Raw genomic sequence first — 20,811 nt, forward strand, 5'->3', positions numbered from 1 at the left:
AGAGTGGGTCCCGGGATGCGACAACTCCTGGTCGACCACTCGTATTCCGGACCCCACCGTGCTACTACTGATATAGGAGGGGTATTCGGGGTATGGCTCTCATGGAGCCAAACCACTCAACACAAAGGACAGAGCTATCCACGCAACATTGAGATTGAGACTTCTGGCGCTGATCGGTGTGCTGGCACTGCTGGCCGCCGCGTGCAGCGGATCCGACGACGACACCGCAACGACCGACGAGGAAGCGGAGCCCACCGAGGCGGCCGCCGACGACGCTGGGGGGGACGACGAGGCCACCGAGGCCATGGACGACGAGGAGATGGCCGAGGACGACGGCGAGGAGATGGCCGAGGACGACGGCGAGGAAGCGGGGGCCTCCAGCGGGGGCACGCTCTCTGACTTCGACCTGAGCGGCGTCGAGATCACCGTCGGATCCAAGGACTTCGCCGAGCAACTGGTGCTGTCCCAGATCTACATCCAGGCCCTCGAGGCGGCCGGTGCGACGGTGACCGACGAGTCGAACACCGGCGGGACCAACGTGGCCCGTGATGCACTGGTGAACGGCGACATCGACGTGTACCCCGAGTACAACGGCACGGGCTGGACCGTCCACCTGGGCAATGAGGACCCGGTCGATGATCCCGACCAGCTGACCGAGATGGTCCGCGAAGAGGACATCGAGGAGAACTCGATCCGGTGGATCGATCGTGCCCCGTTCAACAACACCTACGGCTTTGCTGTCGGCCCCGACTTCGTCGAGGAGAACGGCGAGTTGGACCTGCAGGGCATGGCCGACTACCTGGCTGAGAACCCCGACGCCACCGTCTGCATGGAGCAGGAGTTCCCGAGCCGTCCTGACGGTCTGGTGCTCTTCGAGGAGGCCACGGGCTTCACCATCCCGCAGGAGCAGCAGGAGATCCTCGGTACCGAGGTGATCTACACCGAGACGGCTGAAGGTGGCTGCACCTTCGGAGAGATCTTCACCACCGACGGTCGCATCCCGTTCCTCGAGCTGGACGTCATCGACGATCCCGGTGTGTTCATTCTGTACAACATCTCCGCCACGATGCGGGACGAGGTCTATCAGAATGCACCAGAGGACCTGGACGGGCTCTTCAGCCTGATCCATGAGCCGTTGGACATTCCCACGATGGCTGAGCTCAACCGACAGGTGTCGGTCGACGGCGAAGACCCCGCCGACGTTGCCGCCGGGTACCTCGAGCAGTTCTCCGGATAGCTGCTGAGAGCTACATCACGCCGATGGGCGGGAGCACGTGCTCCCGTCCATCGCTCGTTCTGGCCGCCTCTCGGCGGGAGATCGACATCACGGTCTGATCAGCGGAGGCCCTTGGGGCTGAGTGTGTACTCCGCAACGGCAGCCAGCCAGTCGATGGACATGGCCAGCAACGCGGCGAGTGCCGCACCGGCGAAGGTCACGAAGTCCTCCCGCAGTTCGAGTCCCGCGGTGATGATCTCGCCCAGACCGCCGCCACGGATGTAGGTCCCGAGCACGGCTGTCCCGACGTTGATGATCAGCGCCGTCCGCAAGCCCGCGAGGATGATCGGCACTGCCAACGGCAGCTCGATCCGTCGCAGGACCTGGCGTTTGGTGAGCCCCATGCCGCGTGCCGCCTCCACCACCTTCGGGTCGACCTGCCGGAGGCCGACCATGGTGTTGCGCAGCACTGGCAGGATCGAGTACACGGCCAGTGCGTAGACGGCCGTCCCGAAGCCGAGGCCGAAGAAGATCGCGAACAGGACCAGCAGACCGTAGGCGGGCACCGCCTGGCCGCTGGAGGCGACGGCGAGAACTGGCTCGGCGATCCGACGAGCCGACGGACGCGTCAGGAAGATGCCCAACGGGATGGCGAAGGCGACGACCAGGCCCGTGGAGTAGGCGGTCATGGTGACGTGTTGCGCGAACTGCCGGCGGATCTGGGCTGGGTTGAAGACGCGCTGCTCGGCGAAGCGCAGGTTCTCTCGTGCGGCCTCGTCGAACAGGGCCATCGCATCCAAGAGGAGGTAGCCGAGGATCGCGATGACGATCGGGACGATCGACAGCGTGATCCAGCGGTTGGCGCGGACGTAGCTCGTGACACTGCTGAGCAGGTCGCCCAGCGACTGGTCGCCCGCCGTCGTGGTCGCGGTTGCTGCGCTCATGCGGACACCTGTCGGCTCAGCTCGTCGTAGTGGACTCGGGCGTCGTGCTGCATCTCCTCGATGCGCTCGTTCAGCGTGGTCATCCGGATCACGCCGACGTAGGCCTGGTCCTTGTCCACCACCGTGGCGCAGGCCGTGGAGGAGTGGAGCATCAGCTCGAGTGCATCGCGCAGCGTCGCATTCTGTTCGATGGTGTCGATCGGCTGACCGACCTCCACGAGTGGCTTGTCGGTGCGCTCGAGGTCGCTGCGGTGCACCCAGCGCAGTGGTCGCTCACCCTCGTCGACGACCATGGCCCAGCCATCGGGGGTGGTTTCCATTGCGGCCTGCACCTCCCGGCGGGGGGAGCCGGACGCGACGCGTGGGAAGTCGTCCAGCTTGATGTCCCGAACGCGCTCCAGGTTGAGTCCCTTCAGGGTGGCACCACTCCCGATGAAGTCGGAGACGAAGTCGTCGACGGGGAAGGCCAGGATCCGCTCGGGCGTGTCGAACTGCGCGATGCGTGACTGCTCACCGAGGACGGCGATGCGGTCCCCCATCTTGATGGCCTCGTCGATGTCATGCGTCACGAAGACGATGGTCTTCTTGAGCTCCTCCTGAACGCGCAGGAACTCGTTCTGCAGACGGTCTCGAGTGATCGGGTCGATGGCTCCGAAGGGTTCGTCCATCAGCATCACCGGTGGGTCTGCGGCCAGTGCGCGAGCCACGCCCACACGCTGTGCCTGTCCACCTGACAGCTCCTTGGGGAACCGGTCGCGGTACTGCCCTGGGTCCATTCCCACCAGGTCCAGCAGCTCGTCGACCCGACTCTCGATCCGGTCGTTGGACCAGCCGAGGAGCTTGGGAACCGTTGCGATGTTCGCCTTGATCGTCAGATGCGGGAAGAGTCCGATCTGCTGGATGACGTAGCCGATGCGGCGGCGCAGCTTGTCAGCGTCGACGGACGTGACGTCCTCGCCGTCGAAGATGATCCGACCGGACGAGGGCTCGATCATCCGGTTGATGAGTCGCAGGGTGGTCGACTTCCCACACCCCGAGGGTCCGACCAGCACCAGGATCTCACCCTCGGGGATCTCGAGGTCGAGATCGGACACGGCGGGCACCGTCGTGCCGGGGTAGGTCTTCGACACACCCTCCAGCCGGATCATCGTCTTCGTGTCGTCCGTCGACATGGTCGTGGCCACTTCACGCGAGACTCCGGCGCGTGGTTCGGTGTCGTCGGTTGCGGAGTGATCGGTCACTGGATTCCCTTTGACGTGGTGAGCTTGGTGAGCAGGGCGAAGAAGGCCTCGAAGACCAGGGCAAGGACGATCGTGAACAGGGTCCCGGCCCAGATCGCCTCGGTGGAGTTGGGGAACCCGAAGCGAGTCAGTCCGTCCTGGATCAACTCCCCCAATCCTCCGGCGCCGATGAGCGTGGCGATGGCCGCGATCGACACAGCGAGAATGGTGGCGACGCGGATGCCGGTGAGGATGACCGGCCATGCCAGCGGCAGCTCGATCTTGCGGATGCGCTCGAATCGCGACAGGCCCATGCCCTTCGCGGACTCCACCACGGCTTCGTCGACCGAATCGAGTCCCGTGACCGTGTTTCTGAGGATCGGCAGGACCGAGTAGATCGCGAGTGCCACGTACGGCGGCCCGAACCCGATCCCGAGCACGGGCAGCAGGATGGCGAAGAACGCCAGCGACGGGACGGTGAGCGCGATGCCGAAGAGCGTCAGGAAGCCGTTGCGCAGCGGCGGGGTCTTCTGGATCGCGACGCCGAGCGGCACGCTGAAGATCGTGGCGGTTCCCACGGAGGCCACGGTCAGGACGGCATGTTCCCTGGTCCGGGTCAGGATCTCGTCGACCCGTTCGGCCACGAACTCGAAGAAGCTCACGACGCCGGAGTAGCCGACGGCCACCCGCCAGGCGAGCAGCGCGAGGATGACGGCGACGACGAGGGCGGTCCCGATGAGTACGGTCCGCTCGCCCTCGACAGCCGGAGCTCGGGCAGGTGTTTCGTCAGGCATTGGGTTGACCCTACCGAACACAGCGGACGGAACAGCGTGACAGCGTGGAAGGTTGTGTCCGCCCAGCTGGGAAGCGGGCCGGTCGGGCGGGGGCTGCCGGCGGTCGCATACGCTGCCCGACATGAGCGTTTCGAGCGAAATCGGTCGGCTGCGCGAGGTCATCCTGCATCGTCCCGGCCTCGAGTTGCGACGGCTGACCCCGGCCAACAAGACGCAGTTGCTGTTCGACGAGCTGATCTGGGTCGAGAAGGCGAAGCAGGAGCACGACATGTTCGCCGAGGTGCTGCGGGGCCGAGGTGTGACGGTCCGCCTCTTCGCCGACCTGGTGGAGACCGTCGTCACCGACGACGAGGTGGCCGCCGAGCTGATCCAGCGACGTGCGACCCCCGAGACGTGTGGGGTGGAACTGGTGGACCGAGTGCGTGGGTTCCTCCGCGACCTCGAACCACGGGCGCTCGCCACACACCTGATCGGCGGGCTGACGGTTGATGAGGTTCCCGGTGCCGGCGACGGGTTCGCCGGGGGGCTCCTCGGTCCGACCGCCTTCCTCGTCCCGCCGCTGCCGAACTCCGTGTTCACCCGGGACCCCAGCGCGCACCTCTATGGCGGACGCGTGCTCTCGCCCATGTACAAGCCGGCCAGGCAACCCGAGCGGCTCCTGTGGCGCACGATGTATGCCGCCCATCCAGAGCTGGGCGGGCGCCCGATCTGGTACGGCGAGGGAACCCACGACTACTTCCCCGCCACCGTAGAGGGCGGGGACATCCTGGTGCTGTCGGATCGCGCGATCGCGGTCGGCGTCAGCGAACGCACCTCACCCATCGCGGTGGAGAACCTTGCGGCTCGGCTGTTCGACGCCGGCGAGATCGACCACGTCCTCGCCGTCGAGTTGCCCATGGGGCGCGGCACCATGCACCTCGACACGGTCATGACGCAGGTGGATCGGGACGCCATCGTCATGTGGCCCCGCCTGGGCGAGGTGTCCCGCGCCTTCCGGATCGACCCCGGCGGAGGCGCCGGTCCGGCCAGCGGGGAGGGGACGATGACCGTGCGCGAGGAGCCGGATCTCGTCCGTGCGCTGGCCGCCGCCATCGGGGTGGATGAGCTGCGCGTCATCACCACCGGCGAGGACGAGGTGGCCAGCGATCGGGAGCAGTGGGACGACGGGAACAACACCCTGGCCATCGCCCCGGGTGAGGTGATCGCCTACGAGCGGAACGTCGACACCAACCGGCGGCTACGTGCGGCTGGGATCACCGTGCACGAGATCTCCTCCTTCGAACTGCCCCGTGGGCGGGGCGGTCCCCGCTGCATGTCGTGCCCCGTGGAGCGCGAATCGCTCACGTGACCCTCGTGGACACGGCGGGAGTGGCATTGTCCGACAAAGTGTGATCGACTGCTCCAGCCGCAAACCACGGAGGACGTATGTCGACCGATGCAGTGACGTCAGCCCGCCGCCTGACACGCACCCACTGGCCACTGGCCCTCGCCCTGCTCATCGTCGCCATACTGGGCACCGCCGCCCAGGGTGCTGACCCCGAGGCGTCGGAGCCCGGTCCAGATCAGCTGGGGGCCTACGACGTGGTCGTCTCGCCACAACGGGCCGAGACGCTCCGGGTCTTCGGGTACGACATCACCCGGGTGGCGCAGGCCGACCAGGACGAGGTTCGCCTCGAGGTCATCATGACCGGTGCACAGGCTGAGGAGCTGCAGGCGGCTGGTGATGTGGTGGAGGAACGTCCTGCGGGTGACGGTCAGGGCACGACGTTCAACCAGGCAGGGGTCTTCCGACCGTGGAGCGGTCCTGGGAACCTGGCCGAGGAGGTCGACGACCTGGTCGCGGCGTACCCCGACATCACCGAGCGGATCACGATCGGTCAGAGCCTCAACGGACAGGACATCGTCGCGGTCCGCGTCACCGGGGACCCCGACGGCACCGAGATCGGTGACCTTCCCGCGGTGCTGTACCAGGCGACGCAGCACGCTCGCGAGTGGATTGCGCCCGAGGTCAATCGTCGCCTGCTGCGCTACGTCCTCGAGAACTACGACAGCGGGACGGACACCGAGATCACCGAGCTGGTCGACACCCGCGATCTGTACTTCATCGTCGTGGCCAACCCCGATGGCTACGACTGGACCTTCACGCCGGGCAACCGGCTGTGGCGCAAGAACCTGCAGGACAACAACGGCGACGGCAGCATCACCGCCGATGCGGATGGTGTCGACCTGAACCGCAACTGGCCCTACCAGTGGGGGTACGACAACGAGGGCTCCTCGCCCGATCCGGCCGACGCCACCTACCGGGGGACGGCCCCTGGCTCAGAGCCGGAGATCCAAGCCCTCGATGCCTTCATCGGCGAGATCAGTCCGGCCTTCCTCGTCGACTACCACTCCGCTGCCGAGCTCATCCTGTACGGCGCCGGATCCCAGGTCGCAACGCCGACACCGGACGACGTGATCCTCGAGGCGCTGGCCGGCGACGACGCAAAGCCCGCCGTTGAGGGGTATGACCCCGACCTGTCCGCTGAGCTCTACATCACCAACGGCGCCGCGACGGAGAACGCGCAGAACGTCCACGGCGCCCTCGCCTACACCCCGGAGCTCTCCACGTGTCAGACCGTGGCGCCCGACCCGCAGAACTGCCAGAGCGTGTTCAACTTCCCCGACGACGAGGCCCTCATCCAAGCCGAGTTCGAGAAGAACATCGAGTTCGCCCTCGACCTGGCCCGCAGCGCGGACGACCCCTACGAGCCGGACAGCCACATCGGCAACACGGCCGACGACTTCCAGATCGATCCGTTCGAGGAGGCCCACAGCGGCACCACCGAGGTCGCAGCGATCATCAGCCGTCAGATCGAGGCCCCCGAGGTCAACTGGTCGGTGGGCGGTGGCGCCACCCAGACCGCCGCGACGACCGAGTGGGACGGCGGCGAGCGGTACGGCGCCGACTTCGACCGCTACTACCGTGAGGTGCGCGGGACCGTGACCGGCGCGGCGCCCGGCGACTCGGTCGAGGTGTGGTTCAGCGGCAACGGCGCGGAGTCGGAGCGCTTCACCTACACGGTGAGCACCGAGCCGAGCAACGTACTCGTCGTCGCCAACGAGGACTACGACGGCTTCAACCCCGAGCAGCCGGACGTCGACGCGCCGCAGTACGCGCAGATCTACGTCGATGCGCTGGAAGCGGCGTCGTACTCCGCCGAGGTGTGGGACCTCGACAGCCAGGGTGTCCCGCACCACCTGGGCGTGCTCGCCCACTACGACGCAGTGATCTGGTACTCGGGACAGAACCGCCTGACCCAGGCGGCAGACGACACCGGCTTCGGCGGCGACGCCCTGGTCGATGAGTCGATGGTCGAGTTGACGGTCAGCCTGCGCGACTACCTCAACGAGGGCGGGAAGGTCATGAACACCGGTGAGTTCGCCGGCTACTTCGGCCTCGCCGGCCAGGTCGGCTTCGGCGGAGCACTGGTCGCTGACAACGGCGACATCACGTCGACCTGCACCGACCCCAACACGTGTCTGCTCTACTCCGACGACTTCCACCAGTACTACCTGGGGGCGTGGAACCGCGTGAACGAGCGGCCGGCAACCGCCGTGATCGGCACCGCAGGCGCGCTGGCCGACAGCCTGCTCGAGTTGGCCGATGAGCCCAGCCCGCAGGATGCGGCCGGTGAGTTCGTCGTGACCTCCGACATCCTGCCGGCAGACGAGTTCCCCCTGTTCGCCTCCGAGACGATCGCCCGCTACGGCGATCTCCCCGGTGTTCAGGGTCCCTTCGCACCGCTGGACAGCGACTTCTACGTCGGCGTCCCCGCGACCAACCTGGCGTACAACCGCGTGACCCGGACCATCGATCTCACCGGGGTCACGGCCGGGGAGGCCCCGACCCTGACCTTCGCGACCTCCTACGACGTGGAGGCGGCCTACGACTTCTTCGCGGTCGAGGCCCGAACGGATGGTGGCAACGACTGGACGACCCTGCCGGACGCCAACGGCAGCACCGTCCAGGGCCCGCTGTCGGTCTGCACCGACGGGCTGTGGGACGTCCACCCGTTCATCTTCGACCACTATGTCGACGGCGCGTGCAACCCGACCGGTCCGACCGGTGAGTTCCACGCCTTCAACGGCAACTCCGGAGGGTACGTCGACGCGTCCTTCGATCTCTCCGCCTACGCCGGCTCCGTCGTCGAGGTCTCGCTGGCCTACATCTCGGACGTCGGCCTGACCAACACCGGGGTTGTCGTCGACGACGTCGAGATCGTGGTCGATGGTGATGTCATCGAGTCGGAGGGCTTCGAGGACGGTTTAGGCGAGTGGGCGGCGACGCCACCGCCGGCTGGGTCGCCCGATCCCACCATCAACTGGGAGCGCACCGAGTCGATCCTCCCGACGCTCTCGGCGGGGATCGCGACCGAGGACACGATCTTCCTGCCCTGGGGCCTCGAGGCGATCGGGTCCACGCAGGCCCGCAACGCCGCGTTCCTGCGACTGGTCGACGATCTGGTCGGCCTCGATCGCCCAAGTGCCGTCGCCTCGGTGACGGCCAGCATCGACGGCGACGCCGTCCTCGCCGAGTTCGAGGTCGGGGCCAACTTCGATCAGTCGGCCGGCTACCGAGCGACGGCCTACGCCGACGGCGAACCCGTCGCCCAGGTCGAGGTCGAGGGTTCGCCGGCTCGGCTCGAGGGCATCGAGCCCGGCACCTACGTCGAGGTGGGAGTGGCGCCGTTCGTGAACGATGTGGTGGGCGAGCAGGTGCTGTCCGAGGAGATCTTCTTCTCACCGGAACAGCCTGACGGGATCACCAGGATCGGCGGCGGGGACCGCATTGCGGGCGCCATCGAGGTGTGTCAGTACCTGGTGCCGGACTACACGCAGGCGCGACGGGTCGTCCTGGCTCGTGACGATGCGTTCGCCGACGCGTTGGCCGGGTCACCGCTGGCCGGACCTGATGCCTGCATCCTGTTCACCGAGGGTGGGCCGGACGCCGAGTTGAACGCCGACGTGGCGGCTGAGATCGACCGGGTCTTGGAGGCCGGTGACGATGTCTTCGTGCTGGGCGGCACCGAGGCCGTCTCGACGGCGGTCTCGGACGCTCTTGCTGCTGCCGGGTACGACGTCGAGCGCTTCGCCGGGGAGACCCGCTTCGAGACCGCCGGGCTGATCGCGCAGTACGTCCATGCGCTTAACCCGGGGGCCGAGGCACTGGTTGCCTACGGCTACAACTGGCCTGACGCGCTGGTCGGCGGTGCCTACGCAGCTCGGACGGGTGTGCCGATCGTGCTCAGCGAGACCGCATCACTGCATCCCGCGGCCGCCACCTTCATGGTGAACGCCGAGATCGAAGCAGCGACGCTGCTGGGTGGAACCGCGGTGCTGGCCGACGACGTGCTCGACGCCGTGCCTGGCGGGGTGCGGGTCGCCGGGTCCAATCGGATGGGCACCGCTGCCGCCATCGCGCAGGAGCTCTGGCCCGCCTTCACCAACGGCGAAGGTGCCGTGTTCATCAACGCCGAGGCCGACGACGCGTGGGTGTTCGCCCTGGCTGCGGCACCGCTGTCCGCTGCGGCGGGCGAGCCACAGCTCGGGGTGCGAGCCGACGAGATCCCCACGGAGACCGTGCCGTTGCTCGAGGTGCTCCGGCGCGGCCAGATCATCGGCGACAGCTCCCACATCGACGAGGCCGTCGAGGGCGCACTCCAGGCAGCGATCGAGGGCTGAGCAACGACCGACCGGACGGGCCGCGGGTTGATCGGACTCGCGGCTCGTCGTCAGTCCGGGGCTTGATCCAACCGTGGCGCGTCGACCTCGCGATGGGCGTCGAAGTCACCATCCAGGTAGTGCGCCATCAGGATGTCATCCACCAGCCGGTTCTCCAACTCGAACTCCTGTCGGAGCACGCCCTCGACCACGAAGCCAGCCAGGGAGTACAGGCGACGCGCCACCACGTTGGTGCCGAGCACCCGCAGTGACACCTTCGTCGCCTCGCGGTGTCTGGCCAGCTCGAGCACGCCGCGGATGAGCGCCCGACCCACGCCCTCACCCTGGAAGCGTGGGTCGACGGCCAGGGCCTGGATCTGCATGACGTGCTCGCTCGACGGCAGCGGCGTCGGGTGTCCCCACGCGGTGTATCCCTGGATGCGCCCGCCCTCGGACTCGGCGACCAGCACCTGACCGGGCCCGAAGTTGCCGAGGTGGTGGCGTTCGGGGTCCGGCGGCGGGCCGGGGGAGGTGTCGACCGAGTGGGTGGCGATGTCGATCGCGCGCAGGACTGACAGGTCAGCGGGTTCGGCGTCACGGATGTGGGTCACGCGTCTCAGTATGGAGGAGCATGTTGCGAGATGGCGGTGCCGAATCTCCGCGGGACGGTGATCAGGCCAGGAAAACCGATCGAGCCACGATGACCAGGCCCCCGATCACGATCAGGGAGGAGGTGGCGACGGGGAGGGCCGCGGACACCCGAGCCCACGTCGTGCTCTCCAGACGTTCCATGACCCGGTAGCGAACGCGATGCAGGAGGTAGCCGGCCCCGACGAGCGCCAACGCCATCCCGACCCCGTAGGCGATGACCAGGATCACGCCGAACCAGGTCCGACCCAGGGCGACGCCGCCCAGGAGGACCAGCAGTGCAGAGGGCGAGGGGACCATCCCTCCGGCCAGTCCCGGCACCACCAGCATGCGCCAGCTCGGTTCCGAGGACCGCTGACCGGTGTGGCTGTGGTCGTGATCATGACCGTGATCGTGGTCATGACCGTGGCCGTGGTCGTGGTGGTGGTCGTGGCTGTGCCCACGGTTGCGTAGCGCCCGGTACAGCAGCAACAGGCCGAGGCCAGCGAACAGCGCGCCGCCGATGGCACCCAGGACCGGATACAGCGACTCGGGAGCCACCGTGGCGGAGGTCTGCACGACCAAGCCGAGGAGCAGGACACCGATGGTGTGGGTGACCGCCACGGTTCCACCGAGCGCCAGGGCCTGACGGGCGTGTCCACCTTCACCCAACAGATACGCGGCGATGACGGTCTTGCCGTGCCCGGGAGCGACGGCATGTGCGGTACCGAGGAGGATGGCGAGCAGCAACGCCAGCAGGACGAAGCCGACGGTCAGGTCTTGTCGTGCGATCAGGTCGGTGTAGGACTCGACCAGCCCCGATAGGCCACCACTCGGTTCGTCTGGGACGGGCGTGAACTCCGCGGATCGCAGAGACGCTGGTGCTGGCTCTCCCTGCGTGCTCTCCAACCGCAGGCTGGCGCTGGTGGTTCGTGATACCTCCGCGTCGGGGTACTCGCGGAGTTGGTCGGTGGCCGACTCGCTGGGCACATCGCTGGTGCCCACCGTGGTCCCGTCCCCGACCGCGAGCACCTCCCGCCATCCGGCTCGTTCCGGCACGTACTCATCGGCGTAGTCGATCTGCGTGTCCCTCGCGATGGGGGTCTCACCGGACAGGCTGCAGGTCAGCCGCAGGGTGTCCAAGCCCGCCTCCCCCTCGGGGAAGGTGATTGCGGCCGCGTCGGCGAGGATCTCGGTCGTCGCACCGTCGGTCTCCAGAGACTGGGTGTCTGCGATTCGCCGACACTCCTCGGCCGCCCAGGTCTGCGCGCCTCCGGCGTCGGCGATGGCTGAGGCCGTCTGCTGAGTCGGGATCTCAGCCAGATCGAGGACGTAGACGACGTCGACCGCGTCGGGCTGGATCAGCAGTGTGGCCGAGGTGTTGGTCGTGAAGTTGCCCAAGGGGTGCGCTGCCGCCGGCGCGGCGAGCACCGCCAGTGCGACCAGCACCGCAATGGTCACCCGCAGCGTCCGGGAGAACCGCCGGGTGGCCGTTCCACGCATGCGTGACGTTGCCCGCCCTGGCCGGGTCAACTCACGCATGCGTCGGCCTCCGACGGCGCCGGATCGGACCGGCTCACGGGAGAGACTCACGGGAGGTAGAGGTCACGTGCGACGGGGTTGCGGGAGAGGACGGCGGGGTCCTCCTCGCCCAGGACTTCGGCCATGCGCAGCTCATGGGCCGTGTCGATCGTCCCCAACCGACTGGCCCGCTCTGCCAGTTCTCGCGCCCGTTCCACGTGGCCGTCCTGGTGGAGCGCCCACGCCAGCGACCCGGCGGCGAACACGTTGTCCGGTCGGGCCTCATATGCTTCCTGCGCCAGCTCGACCGCAACCGCCGGGTCGCCGAAGGAGGCCTCGAACAGCGCAAGCTCGAGGTCGACCGTCTGGCCGGCTTCCTGCTGCAGCGTGGCGATGGTCCGCGCGAGCGCAACGGTCTCGGCCAGACCCTCGTCGTCACCAGCTCGTTCCTGCACCTCGGCCAGGGCGGTCACGACCGCTGGGACCGGGGCACGCAGGGACAGATCGCTGAGGATGTCGGTGGCCCGATCCAGGTCACCCCTGGCGGCGGTGATCCGCGCCAGGCCAGCGGCCGCAGCCGGCGTTTGGGCACGGACGTAGGCCTCTTCGGCTTGCTCCAGGTCACCACGGTGCAAGAGCAGGTCGCCCAGCAACGCGCTGACCGAACTGGACGTCGAGGCACGCTCCCCCGCGATGGTCACGGCTGCGGCCGTGCCGCCTCCGGCAGTCTCTGCCTGGCGCATGGCCACGATGGCCCCGTCCAGGTCGCCGTTCAGCTGTCGCAGGTACGAGGCACGTGCCAGCGCCGGAAGATCCGGCCGCAGGTCGAGCATCCGTTGCACGGAGTCAGCAGCCTCGTCGTAGGAACCGAGCTCGACCTGGGCGTCGGTCAGCACGCCGTAGGCGTCGGCGGTGTCAGGCAGCTCGGCAACGGCCTGCTGCCCCAGCTCGAGGGCTTGGGTGAAGTCGTGCAGGCTCAGGGTCAGCTGGCCTTGGGCGATGGTGGTGAACGGGTCGGCGGGATCGAGTTCCGCGGCGCGGTCGAAGGCCTCCTCGGCGACGGCGTACCACGCAGGGTCGGCCGTTGCGATCGCCTGATTGGTGGCGGCGACGCCGAGCGCCTGCCAGTTGGCGGCATCGTCCGGGTCCTGCTCAGCTGCGCGCTGGAGGTCTCGGACGGCGTCGTCAGCGGGCAGTGCGATGTCGGGCAGCGGTGTGCTCGGGGTGTCGTCGTAGGTCAGGAACACGCCGACGGCCAACCCGACGATGGCGGCGACGACGAGCGCTGTGACGGCAGGAGCCCACGATGGGGAGGGACGTGTGTCCCTCCCCATCGCGGCGGTGGCTACTAAGTTGCTCACCGGATGATGGTAGGCCGAGGCCTACAGGTTGTTGCCCAAGGGATCTTCCTGCGGCGAGTAGTAGCCGCTGTGCGGCTGCGCCAGGTACGGGAAGGTGTCCAGGAACGGCAGGTCGTTGGTCAACGTCCCATCGCTCAGCGGGGCAACGGTTGCCGGGTCGACGCCCGGAACGGTCGCGCCGGCCAGGGCCAGCAGGGTGATGTCGGTCACGTCGTCGTACAGACGACGGCCGTTCGGGAAGCCGTCGGCCTCCGCGCCCTCACCCAGGAAGTCGGTCCCGTTGTCTCCGCCCAGCACACCAAGACGGTTGACGTCGTTGGGGTTGGAGGATGACGGGGGCACCGCGGTGTTCAGCCGGATCATCTCGGCGGGGACGCCGCCGGGGATCTGGTTGACGTTGTCGCAGTCGTCGGCCGTCGAGTCGAGGCAGGGCTCGCCCTCGGCGGTGATGCCGACACCGGTCAGGTAGATGGCGGAGAGGTCCACACGTCCGACCTCGTCACCGACGGCAGCAGAGACGGCCTCGGCGCTGTAGTGGGTGAAAGCGCCCTCGTCCGGTCCGTCTTCGCCGTCGGTGTCGAAGGCGTCGGGGTACAGGACGGGGAACAGGTCGAGGAGCTCAGGGTCGGTCACGACGGGGACAGCACCCTCGTCGGAGTTCGCACCGGAGGCACGCTCGATGGTCACGCCAGCGAGTGCGCCGGCGTCCTGGCTGGGTGAGAGGGTGTTGAAGGTGTCCTTCAGACCCAAGGGGATGACGGCCTCGTTGACCAGGGGCATGCCCAGGCGGGAGACCTGACGGTAGGGACCGGTGTAGATCGGGTCGGCGGAGTTGCCGGCCGAGAACGTCCGGGTCTGACGACGGGATGCGGTTGCCCACACACCGACGACGGGCTGGTCCTCGGTTGCGCCGAGGTAGCTGGAGGGCACCTCAACAGCGATGGAGTGGGTGTTGCGTCCGGCGACGGAGTCGATTGCCGACTCGGTCGGTGAGTCGTTGCCGACCAGGTGCAGACCCTCGAAGGGACGGAGGGTGCCGAGGTCGAAGACGGAGCCGAGGTCGACCCAGAACGGGTCGTCCTTCTGACCGGCGAAGGCCTGCAGGGTGCCGCCGTCCACGTCGATGGACTGGATGGCTGCATCCGAGAGGGCCGCGTAGTTGGGGGTCGAGCGTGGGCCGAGGTTGTTCGGCGGCACGACCAGGTCCTGGCCGAGCACGGTCCGCACGCCGTCCTGGACGACTGACAGGTCGTAGCTCTGACGCAGGTTCCAGGCGGCAGCGCCCTCACCCTCGAGCGCGGTGATCGGGCCGAACGCGTACAGGAAGCTGTTCGGGTCGGTCAGCGTGGTGGTGAAGTCGAACTCGAAGGTCACGTCGGCAACAGCGTCACCGTCGTTGTCCACGTTGATCTCGTAGAGGACGTCGTCGCCGAAGTTGTGGAAGTTCGGACCGGCATCGGCGTCTTGCAGTGGGATGTAGTTGGCGATGAGGACGGTGTTGTCCGGGTTCGCCGGAGACACGAAGGCGTAGGTGTCGGTGTTGTCGGCCACGGGGTCCTCCGCGATCAGCGGCGCCTCCCGGTGACTCGATGCATCGACGGTGGACAGGGTTGTGATGGCCAGCAGGGCTGCAAGCCCGGCCGCCAGCAGCGCCCGGAAGCTCCGGGTGCGTGGTGTGGTTGTCATGGGTGCTCCTTCAGAACTGATGTGTGCTCGTGACTGGTGTGCTGCGTGAACCGACCTCACTCGTTGATCGCCGCCTCAGCGGCATCGCAGGCCGCCTGGCTCACACCAGGACCACAGATGAGCGGACGTGCCGCGCCTGTGACGTACTCGGTTGTCTCGGGCGTCAGGCTGTCGCCGTTGGCGAGCAGCACGGCCGCGCCGTTGCCGGTCTGGACGCCAGCGGGGAAGCCGGAGGTCCACGAGGTGTCGCTCTGGGCCTCGAACAGCAGAATGCGGCTCGCGTCGGCTGCAGTCGCATTGCCGAGGGCAATGCTCATCTGCACCGCGGTCGCCCATCGGTTCGGACCGTCGATCCGGGTGACCGATGTGCCGGGCTGCTGGTCCGCGCCGTCGACGTCGGGCACGCTCAGTGCGGCCTCGACCTCATCGGCCACGCCCTCGCTTACGGCATCGGTGCCGCCCACGATCTGGACCCGCTGGATCGGCAACTCGCCCAGTGCGGCGGCCGTGGGGCCGTCGAGCGAGTCAGTTGCGGTCAGCAGGCTGGGGGTGTTCGTCGCGGCACCGAACGGTCCGGTGACGAGCGAGTCGGCAAAGGCCTGGGTCGGGTCGGTCTCGGTGCCGAAGGCGCGAGCCAGGATCACGTCGGTTGTGGAGGGGAAGAACCGCTCCACGATCAGGACCGCGGTCTCAATCCGGGTGGGACCGCCGATCCGCTCGGTCTCAAGGCCCAAGGCCTCGAGTTCCGTGATGACCACGGGGCCTACGGCGTCCACGCCGCCGAGCACGATGGCGCTGGATGAGCCGAGGCGGGTGATCTCCGCAGCGGTCTCCGGGCTCAGTGCGTCGGTGGCGGTCAGGAGCAGGGGAGCTTGCAGGAGTCCCTGGACGGCACCAGAACCCAGTGCGTCGGCGAACTCGTCGTCCCTTGCGATGATGACTGTCGGTGCGCTGCCGTCGGTGAAGCTCAGCTGGCTCCACGCGATTGCTGAGGAGACGGGTGTCTCCCCGCCCTCCAATCGCGTGGTGTCCTGCGCGGACGCAGGTAGTGCCAGGGCAAGAAGCATCACCACGGCCGCGAACAGTGCGATAGGTGCACGTGCGACCTTGTGTCTACTCATATGTATGGCCCTCCAAGGTGGGGCGTTGATGGTTGGATACCGACGAACACCACAACCGCCCACTCGCTTGTACTGCGGCGGCAAGCGGCTCTGAGGCTCGACAGTCGTTGTTCGAAGCAAACACCAGGTCGGGTTGGTACGAACCGTATGACATACCCTGCACCCAATAGCCCAACGTCAAACGTGGATATCGGAGAGTAATCTTGGTTGGAACGCGACTGTCATCACGTGGCCTGGTGATCCTTGCCCTGCTGGCCGGTCTCGCCATCGGTGTTGCCGCGGCTCTGGTCATCACAGGGTCCGGAGGGGACTCCGACACCCCTGCCGCCACCTCTGAGACCACTCGGGACGGCGATCCCGAGGCGCTCGCCGAGCTGCCCGAACCCAGAGAGCCGGTGACGCCCGAGGCGGCCGACGATCCGGAGTCTGCGCTGGCCAGCTTCCTGACCCTCGAGGCAGCAGGGGAGTGGGAGGCGTCCTACGAATTCCTGACCGACGATCTCCGGTCGACCACCTACCCGAGCCCCGCCGAGTGGGTCAGCGCCCACGCCGACTTCCCCACCGTGACCGGCTACCGGATCGACGACGTGACCGAGGGCGAGGACGGCACGACTGCGACGGTCGCGACGTTGACCGGGTTCCAGGCCGGGCTCGACCCCGTGCTCGGTTTGGTGGCCGCTCGGGGCAGATCGACCTGGCAGCTCCAGCAGGACGGGGATGTGTGGCGCGTGAACGTGGCGGAGAACACCAACACGTTCCTCTACCCGGCGTCGGACGGTGCTGAGACGACGGTGCGGCGGTGGGTGGATGCACGGGTGGCCTGCGAGGACTCCTCGGCGTTGGAGCAGGGCCTCATCGGCTCGCCGTCGTTGGCCGAGCAGCTGTGCACCGAGGAGCAGGACGGGACGGTGGGCATCGGCGACGTCGCGTCGCTGCCGGACTCAGCCGACACCTCGACGTTGGTCAGCGAGTTCGGGCCGCAGGTGTTCACCTGGGCGCGGACCGTCTCCGTCGACGCCGCGACGCCGCTGACCGCGGTGCTGGGCCCGGTCGGGGAGGAGTGGCGCGTCGTGGCGGTCCTCCCCGGGACCTGACCGGGTCTGACGGGGTTGACCGGTGCCTGTCCGGTCTGGGCGGGTGGACTTCCCGGCCCGGACGGGCGGGAAGTCCACCCACCCGTGCTAGGCCGGCTTGAGGTCGGGGCGGCCCAGCGGGTCCAGTCGGTCCAGCCGAACCTTGATGGAGCCACCCAGCGTGAACTGACCGTCAGCGGTGGCCATCTCGGTCGTGTCCAGCTCGAGCGTGGCCTTCTGCCGGGGCGGGAGACCGAGCGCCCGCGCAGCCGGCATGAACCCGACCAGGCCGGGGACGGTCATCCGGATCCGCAGGCCGGCCTTGGAGATGCCGACAATGGTTCCCGGCGTGGGGAAGTGGACTGCGTTGCGTTCGAGCAGAGCCGACCAGAGGGCGTTGCGCTCCAGCGCCTGAGCGTGTGAGGCCGCACCGCTGCGCGCGTCCAGCCAGACCGCAAGCTTGGTCAGATCCTCGGCGGAGTAGGGCGGGACCTCCCCGGCGATGGCCGCGCGCAGCTGTCGGTGCACCACGAGGTCGGCGTACCGACGCAGCGGCGAGGTGAAGTGGGTGTAGGCGCCCGCGCCGAGCGCGTCGTGGGCGGAGGGCACGGCGGTGTACCCGGCCCGGGCAACGACGCCGGTGGCCGTGGTCGCGAGCGCGGCGGCGGCATCGTGTTGTCCTTCGTCCTGCAGTCGCTCGACCAGGGAGACCAGGTCGGCCGGCTGGACGGACCCGGGATCTTCGAACGGCGTCCCGAGCTTCTCTGCGGCCGCCAGCAGCCGTGGTAACCGGTCCTCCGCGAAGCCGGAGTGCGACCGATACAGCAGCGGCAGGTTCCGCGCTGCGCCCCACGCCGCCACTGCCTCGTTGGCCGCCACCATCAGCCGCTCGACCAGCCGCTGGGCAGCGGGATGTGGGTCGGCCTTGACGGCCCGGATCTTCCCGTCGATCACGGCCGCCTCGAGTTCGGCGTCGGTGAAGAGATCCTCCAGCGTGTCGCGGGCGTCACGCGCCGCGCCCAACCGGGTCGCGGCCTCCGCCAGCGCGGCCACGGCGATCGAGACGTGCGGCAGGGCCTCCGGCGACGCGCCATGCGGCCCATGAGCGCCCGTCATCAACGCCGTGGGGCCAGGATCCTGCAGGTAGGCCTCGACGGCGGCGTATGACAGGCGAGCATCCGATCGGATCCAGGACAGGTCAACCGTCACGCCGCTGACCACACCGTCCGGGGCGACGAGCATCTGCACGGTCACGGCGCGCCGGTCCTGCCCGGGGAGGAGGCTCAGGTCGCCCTCCGACAGGGCCGGATCCAACATGGCCGCGTTCGGCCCGGCCGTGAAGTACGCCGTGGCCGCCATCGTGCGGGCGTAGCGATCCGCGGCGGAGCCGATGCCCACGGTTCCCGCCGCGTCGGCGATGTGGACCTTGATCAGGACGGGGTCCTCGGCGTCCCCGCTCCACGCACCGAACAGCGCATCGTCCAGGTCCTGGGAGGAGTCGGCGTCGATGGTGATCTGCACCTCGTCGCGCCGGTCCACCAGTTGGTGCAGCGCGCCGGGGACGGGCCCCTCGTCGGGGGTGAGGCCTGCAGCCAGGCCCGCCTGACCAGCAGCCATGCGCCCGGTCGTCCGCAGCACGTTGGTGTTGGTCTCCGCAACCGGGAGTCCGACGGCCTCCGGCCCTCCGGGAATCGAGTCCGGGGTGGCCCCGCCGTGGGCGATCACCACCGAGCGAGCCCGAACGGCGGAGGGCGAGAGGGCGGGCAGAGGACCGGCTACCAGCGCCGCGCAGCTGGCGACGCCGGTCGGCTGCAGCGTGGCGACGATCTGCTTGCCCTCGGCGTGGAGGAGCTTGCTGGTCATCTCCGGCGTCATGGGCCACTCACCCAGGCCCAGTCGCGCGTCGGGCTGCAGGATCATCTTGCCGGCGAAGGGCTGGACCACACCGACGGCGAACCGCCGCTGCCGGGTCACCAACGTCATCGAGGCCACGTTCACGCGTCCCTCGGAGTCAACGGTGAGCACGGCCGTCACCGTGTCATCGGCGACCCAGCCGCGGGCGACGTCCGGCGGCACGAAGGCCGACTTGACGCGGTGGGAACGGCCCGCCTCATCAACGACGAGTGGTGCGGCGCCTGAGCTGGTTGGCGGTGGCTCGACGAAGCCGAAGCCACGGGGATGGGGGGTGAAGCGTCCGGTGACCTGCACGTGGTGGTTCCTGCACGGGGGTGGGGCCGCGCAGAGCGCGACGCGGTGGCGGTGGGGGCGTCCCGGGGTGGCACGGTACCCGTCCGGCGTGCAGGGGGCCAGACGGGTTGCGGCACCCCGCCAGATCAGGCCTGGGAGGGGGTGTCGCCGTTGCCGAGTGGGGCGTCGGGGAGGTCCCGAACACGCGCACGTCGACGGCGCCGCTCGGGGATGAGCCCCCGCATCTCCTCCAGCTTGCCGAAGCACAGCAGCCGGTCCCCACCCTCGAGGATTCGATTGCCGCGCGGGTTCGGAACGACGGTGGTGTCTCGGTGGAGCGACAGCACCGAGATGTCCGCCTCCCGAAGCCCGGACTCCCGCAGCGTCTGGCCCGCGTAGTGGGAGTCCTCGCGGATCAGCAGCTCGGCCACGCCGTAGCCGGTGCTGACCGTCAGGCGCTGGCGCACGTCGAGTTCCGGGAAGGCCACCTGGTTGTCGATGTGGTCCATGATGGCGCCAGCGATGTCGAGGCCGGTCGCGCCCTCGATCCCCTCCAGACCGGGGGAGGAGTTGACCTCGAGGATCAGCGGCCCGTCGTCGCCCTCCAGCATGTCGACGCCGGCCACCTTCAGACCCATGATCTGGGCGGCACGTACCGCCGCGCGCGCGTACGCCGGCTCGATGTCGATGGCCGTCGCGGCGCCGCCTCGGTGGACGTTGCTGCGGAACTCGTCACCCTCGGCCGTCCGCCGCATCGCGGCGATCACCCGGTCTCCGATGACGAGCGCCCGGATGTCGCGCCCCTTGCTCTCGGCGACGAAGCGTTGCAGCAACACGTTGGTGCCCGTCGACTGCAGCGTCTCGATGATCGCCTCGGCGACCTTGGCGTCGGGAGCGAGCATGACACCGATGCCCTGCGTCCCCTCCAGCAGCTTGATGATCACCGGGGCTCCGCCGACCCGGTCGATGGCGGGGACGGCGTCCTTGCGGTCGCGGACGAAGGTGGAGGAGGGGATGCCGATGTCGTGGCGGGAGAGGATCTGGAGGGACCGCAACTTGTCGCGGGAGTTGGTGATCCCCGTCGAGGTGTTGGGCGTGTAGACGTCCATCTGCTCGAACTGTCGCACCACGGCGGTGCCGAAGTAGGTGATGGACTGCCCGATGCGTGGCAGGACGGCGTCGTAGTCGTCGACCGGCTGGCCGCGGTACTGCAGGTCGGGCTCGTCGCCGCTGAGATCGATTGCGAACCGCAGGGTGTTCAGCACCTTCACGTCGTGACCGCGTTGCGCCGCCGCCAGCTTGAGCCGACGGGTGCTGTAGCTATCTGCTGCCCGGGAGAGGATGGCGATCTTCATGCG

At 68.4% G+C, this 20,811-nt stretch carries 14 protein-coding genes; 4 read left to right on the plus strand and 10 right to left on the minus strand.

Annotation, left to right across the window (positions count from 1 at the left end):
• Positions 1–148: 148 nt before the first annotated feature.
• Positions 149–1,237, plus strand: coding sequence for a glycine betaine ABC transporter substrate-binding protein (locus C1746_RS09390; protein WP_205711788.1), 1,089 nt, complete (start codon positions 149–151; stop codon positions 1,235–1,237).
• Positions 1,238–1,335: 98 nt separating this feature from the next.
• On the opposite strand, the gene C1746_RS09395 is transcribed toward C1746_RS09390, so the two are convergent.
• From C1746_RS09395 to C1746_RS09405, 3 genes are read right to left on the minus strand one after another with little or no spacing between them, the layout of a single operon-like run.
• Positions 1,336–2,160, minus strand: coding sequence for an ABC transporter permease (locus tag C1746_RS09395; RefSeq protein ID WP_116714349.1), 825 nt, complete (start codon positions 2,158–2,160; stop codon positions 1,336–1,338).
• Positions 2,157–3,401 (minus strand): ABC transporter ATP-binding protein, encoded by a 1,245-nt coding sequence (locus tag C1746_RS09400; RefSeq protein WP_276309964.1) that lies wholly within the window; start codon positions 3,399–3,401, stop codon positions 2,157–2,159. Before C1746_RS09400 ends, C1746_RS09395 begins: the two co-directional genes overlap by 4 nt.
• Positions 3,398–4,174, minus strand: coding sequence for an ABC transporter permease (locus tag C1746_RS09405; RefSeq protein ID WP_116714350.1), 777 nt, complete (start codon positions 4,172–4,174; stop codon positions 3,398–3,400). Before C1746_RS09405 ends, C1746_RS09400 begins: the two co-directional genes overlap by 4 nt.
• 121 nt (positions 4,175–4,295) lie before the next feature.
• On the opposite strand from C1746_RS09405, the gene C1746_RS09410 reads away from it, so the two are divergent.
• Positions 4,296–5,522: an arginine deiminase gene (locus tag C1746_RS09410; protein ID WP_116714351.1), complete on the plus strand. Its 1,227-nt coding sequence runs from the start codon at positions 4,296–4,298 to the stop codon at positions 5,520–5,522.
• A gap of 77 nt (positions 5,523–5,599) precedes the next feature.
• Positions 5,600–9,898 carry a M14 family zinc carboxypeptidase gene (locus C1746_RS09415; protein WP_116714352.1) on the plus strand — a complete coding sequence of 1,433 codons (4,299 nt, stop codon included), beginning with the start codon at positions 5,600–5,602 and terminating at the stop codon, positions 9,896–9,898.
• A 50-nt stretch (positions 9,899–9,948) separates the two neighbouring features.
• Here the strand turns inward: C1746_RS09415 and C1746_RS09420 are convergent, their stop codons facing one another.
• The 5 genes from C1746_RS09420 to C1746_RS09440 form a co-directional block, all read right to left on the minus strand.
• Entirely contained in the window at positions 9,949–10,488 is a 540-nt protein-coding gene (locus C1746_RS09420) for a GNAT family N-acetyltransferase (RefSeq protein ID WP_162867571.1), read from the minus strand.
• 61 nt (positions 10,489–10,549) lie between these two features.
• Positions 10,550–12,046 (minus strand): HoxN/HupN/NixA family nickel/cobalt transporter, encoded by a 1,497-nt coding sequence (locus tag C1746_RS09425; RefSeq protein WP_116714354.1) that lies wholly within the window; start codon positions 12,044–12,046, stop codon positions 10,550–10,552.
• Positions 12,047–12,093: 47 nt separating this feature from the next.
• Positions 12,094–13,386, minus strand: a complete 1,293-nt coding sequence (locus C1746_RS09430; RefSeq protein WP_162867572.1) for a tetratricopeptide repeat protein — start codon at positions 13,384–13,386, stop codon at positions 12,094–12,096.
• A 21-nt stretch (positions 13,387–13,407) separates the two neighbouring features.
• Positions 13,408–15,072 carry a DUF4331 domain-containing protein gene (locus tag C1746_RS09435; protein WP_116714356.1) on the minus strand — a complete coding sequence of 555 codons (1,665 nt, stop codon included), beginning with the start codon at positions 15,070–15,072 and terminating at the stop codon, positions 13,408–13,410.
• A 56-nt stretch (positions 15,073–15,128) separates the two neighbouring features.
• Complete coding sequence (locus C1746_RS09440; protein WP_116714357.1) at positions 15,129–16,193, minus strand: cell wall-binding repeat-containing protein; 1,065 nt, start codon at positions 16,191–16,193, stop codon at positions 15,129–15,131.
• A 236-nt stretch (positions 16,194–16,429) separates the two neighbouring features.
• Between C1746_RS09440 and C1746_RS09445 the strand changes: the two genes are divergently transcribed.
• A complete protein-coding gene (locus C1746_RS09445; protein WP_116714358.1) occupies positions 16,430–17,287 on the plus strand; it encodes a hypothetical protein in 858 nt (285 codons plus the stop codon).
• A gap of 87 nt (positions 17,288–17,374) precedes the next feature.
• Here the strand turns inward: C1746_RS09445 and C1746_RS09450 are convergent, their stop codons facing one another.
• Both C1746_RS09450 and C1746_RS09455 read right to left on the minus strand, forming a co-directional pair.
• Positions 17,375–19,474: a ribonuclease catalytic domain-containing protein gene (locus tag C1746_RS09450; protein ID WP_116714359.1), complete on the minus strand. Its 2,100-nt coding sequence runs from the start codon at positions 19,472–19,474 to the stop codon at positions 17,375–17,377.
• A 125-nt stretch (positions 19,475–19,599) separates the two neighbouring features.
• Complete coding sequence (locus tag C1746_RS09455) at positions 19,600–20,808, minus strand: RimK family alpha-L-glutamate ligase (protein WP_116714360.1); 1,209 nt, start codon at positions 20,806–20,808, stop codon at positions 19,600–19,602.
• Positions 20,809–20,811 lie beyond the last annotated feature (3 nt).

The sequence above is a fragment of the Euzebya tangerina genome (assembly GCF_003074135.1).
GTDB lineage: Bacteria > Actinomycetota > Nitriliruptoria > Euzebyales > Euzebyaceae > Euzebya > Euzebya tangerina.

What these genes read in the sequence shown, in the direction of transcription:
- C1746_RS09395 (WP_116714349.1), bottom strand. Translation starts at nt 2,160, where the DNA reads ATGAGCGCAGCAACCGCGACCACGACGGCGGGCGACCAGTCGCTGGGC.
- C1746_RS09405 (WP_116714350.1), bottom strand. Translation starts at nt 4,174, where the DNA reads ATGCCTGACGAAACACCTGCCCGAGCTCCGGCTGTCGAGGGCGAGCGG.
- C1746_RS09410 (WP_116714351.1), top strand. Translation starts at nt 4,296, where the DNA reads ATGAGCGTTTCGAGCGAAATCGGTCGGCTGCGCGAGGTCATCCTGCAT.
- C1746_RS09415 (WP_116714352.1), top strand. Translation starts at nt 5,600, where the DNA reads ATGTCGACCGATGCAGTGACGTCAGCCCGCCGCCTGACACGCACCCAC.
- C1746_RS09425 (WP_116714354.1), bottom strand. Translation starts at nt 12,046, where the DNA reads ATGCGTGAGTTGACCCGGCCAGGGCGGGCAACGTCACGCATGCGTGGA.
- C1746_RS09435 (WP_116714356.1), bottom strand. Translation starts at nt 15,072, where the DNA reads ATGACAACCACACCACGCACCCGGAGCTTCCGGGCGCTGCTGGCGGCC.
- C1746_RS09440 (WP_116714357.1), bottom strand. Translation starts at nt 16,193, where the DNA reads ATGAGTAGACACAAGGTCGCACGTGCACCTATCGCACTGTTCGCGGCC.
- C1746_RS09455 (WP_116714360.1), bottom strand. Translation starts at nt 20,808, where the DNA reads ATGAAGATCGCCATCCTCTCCCGGGCAGCAGATAGCTACAGCACCCGT.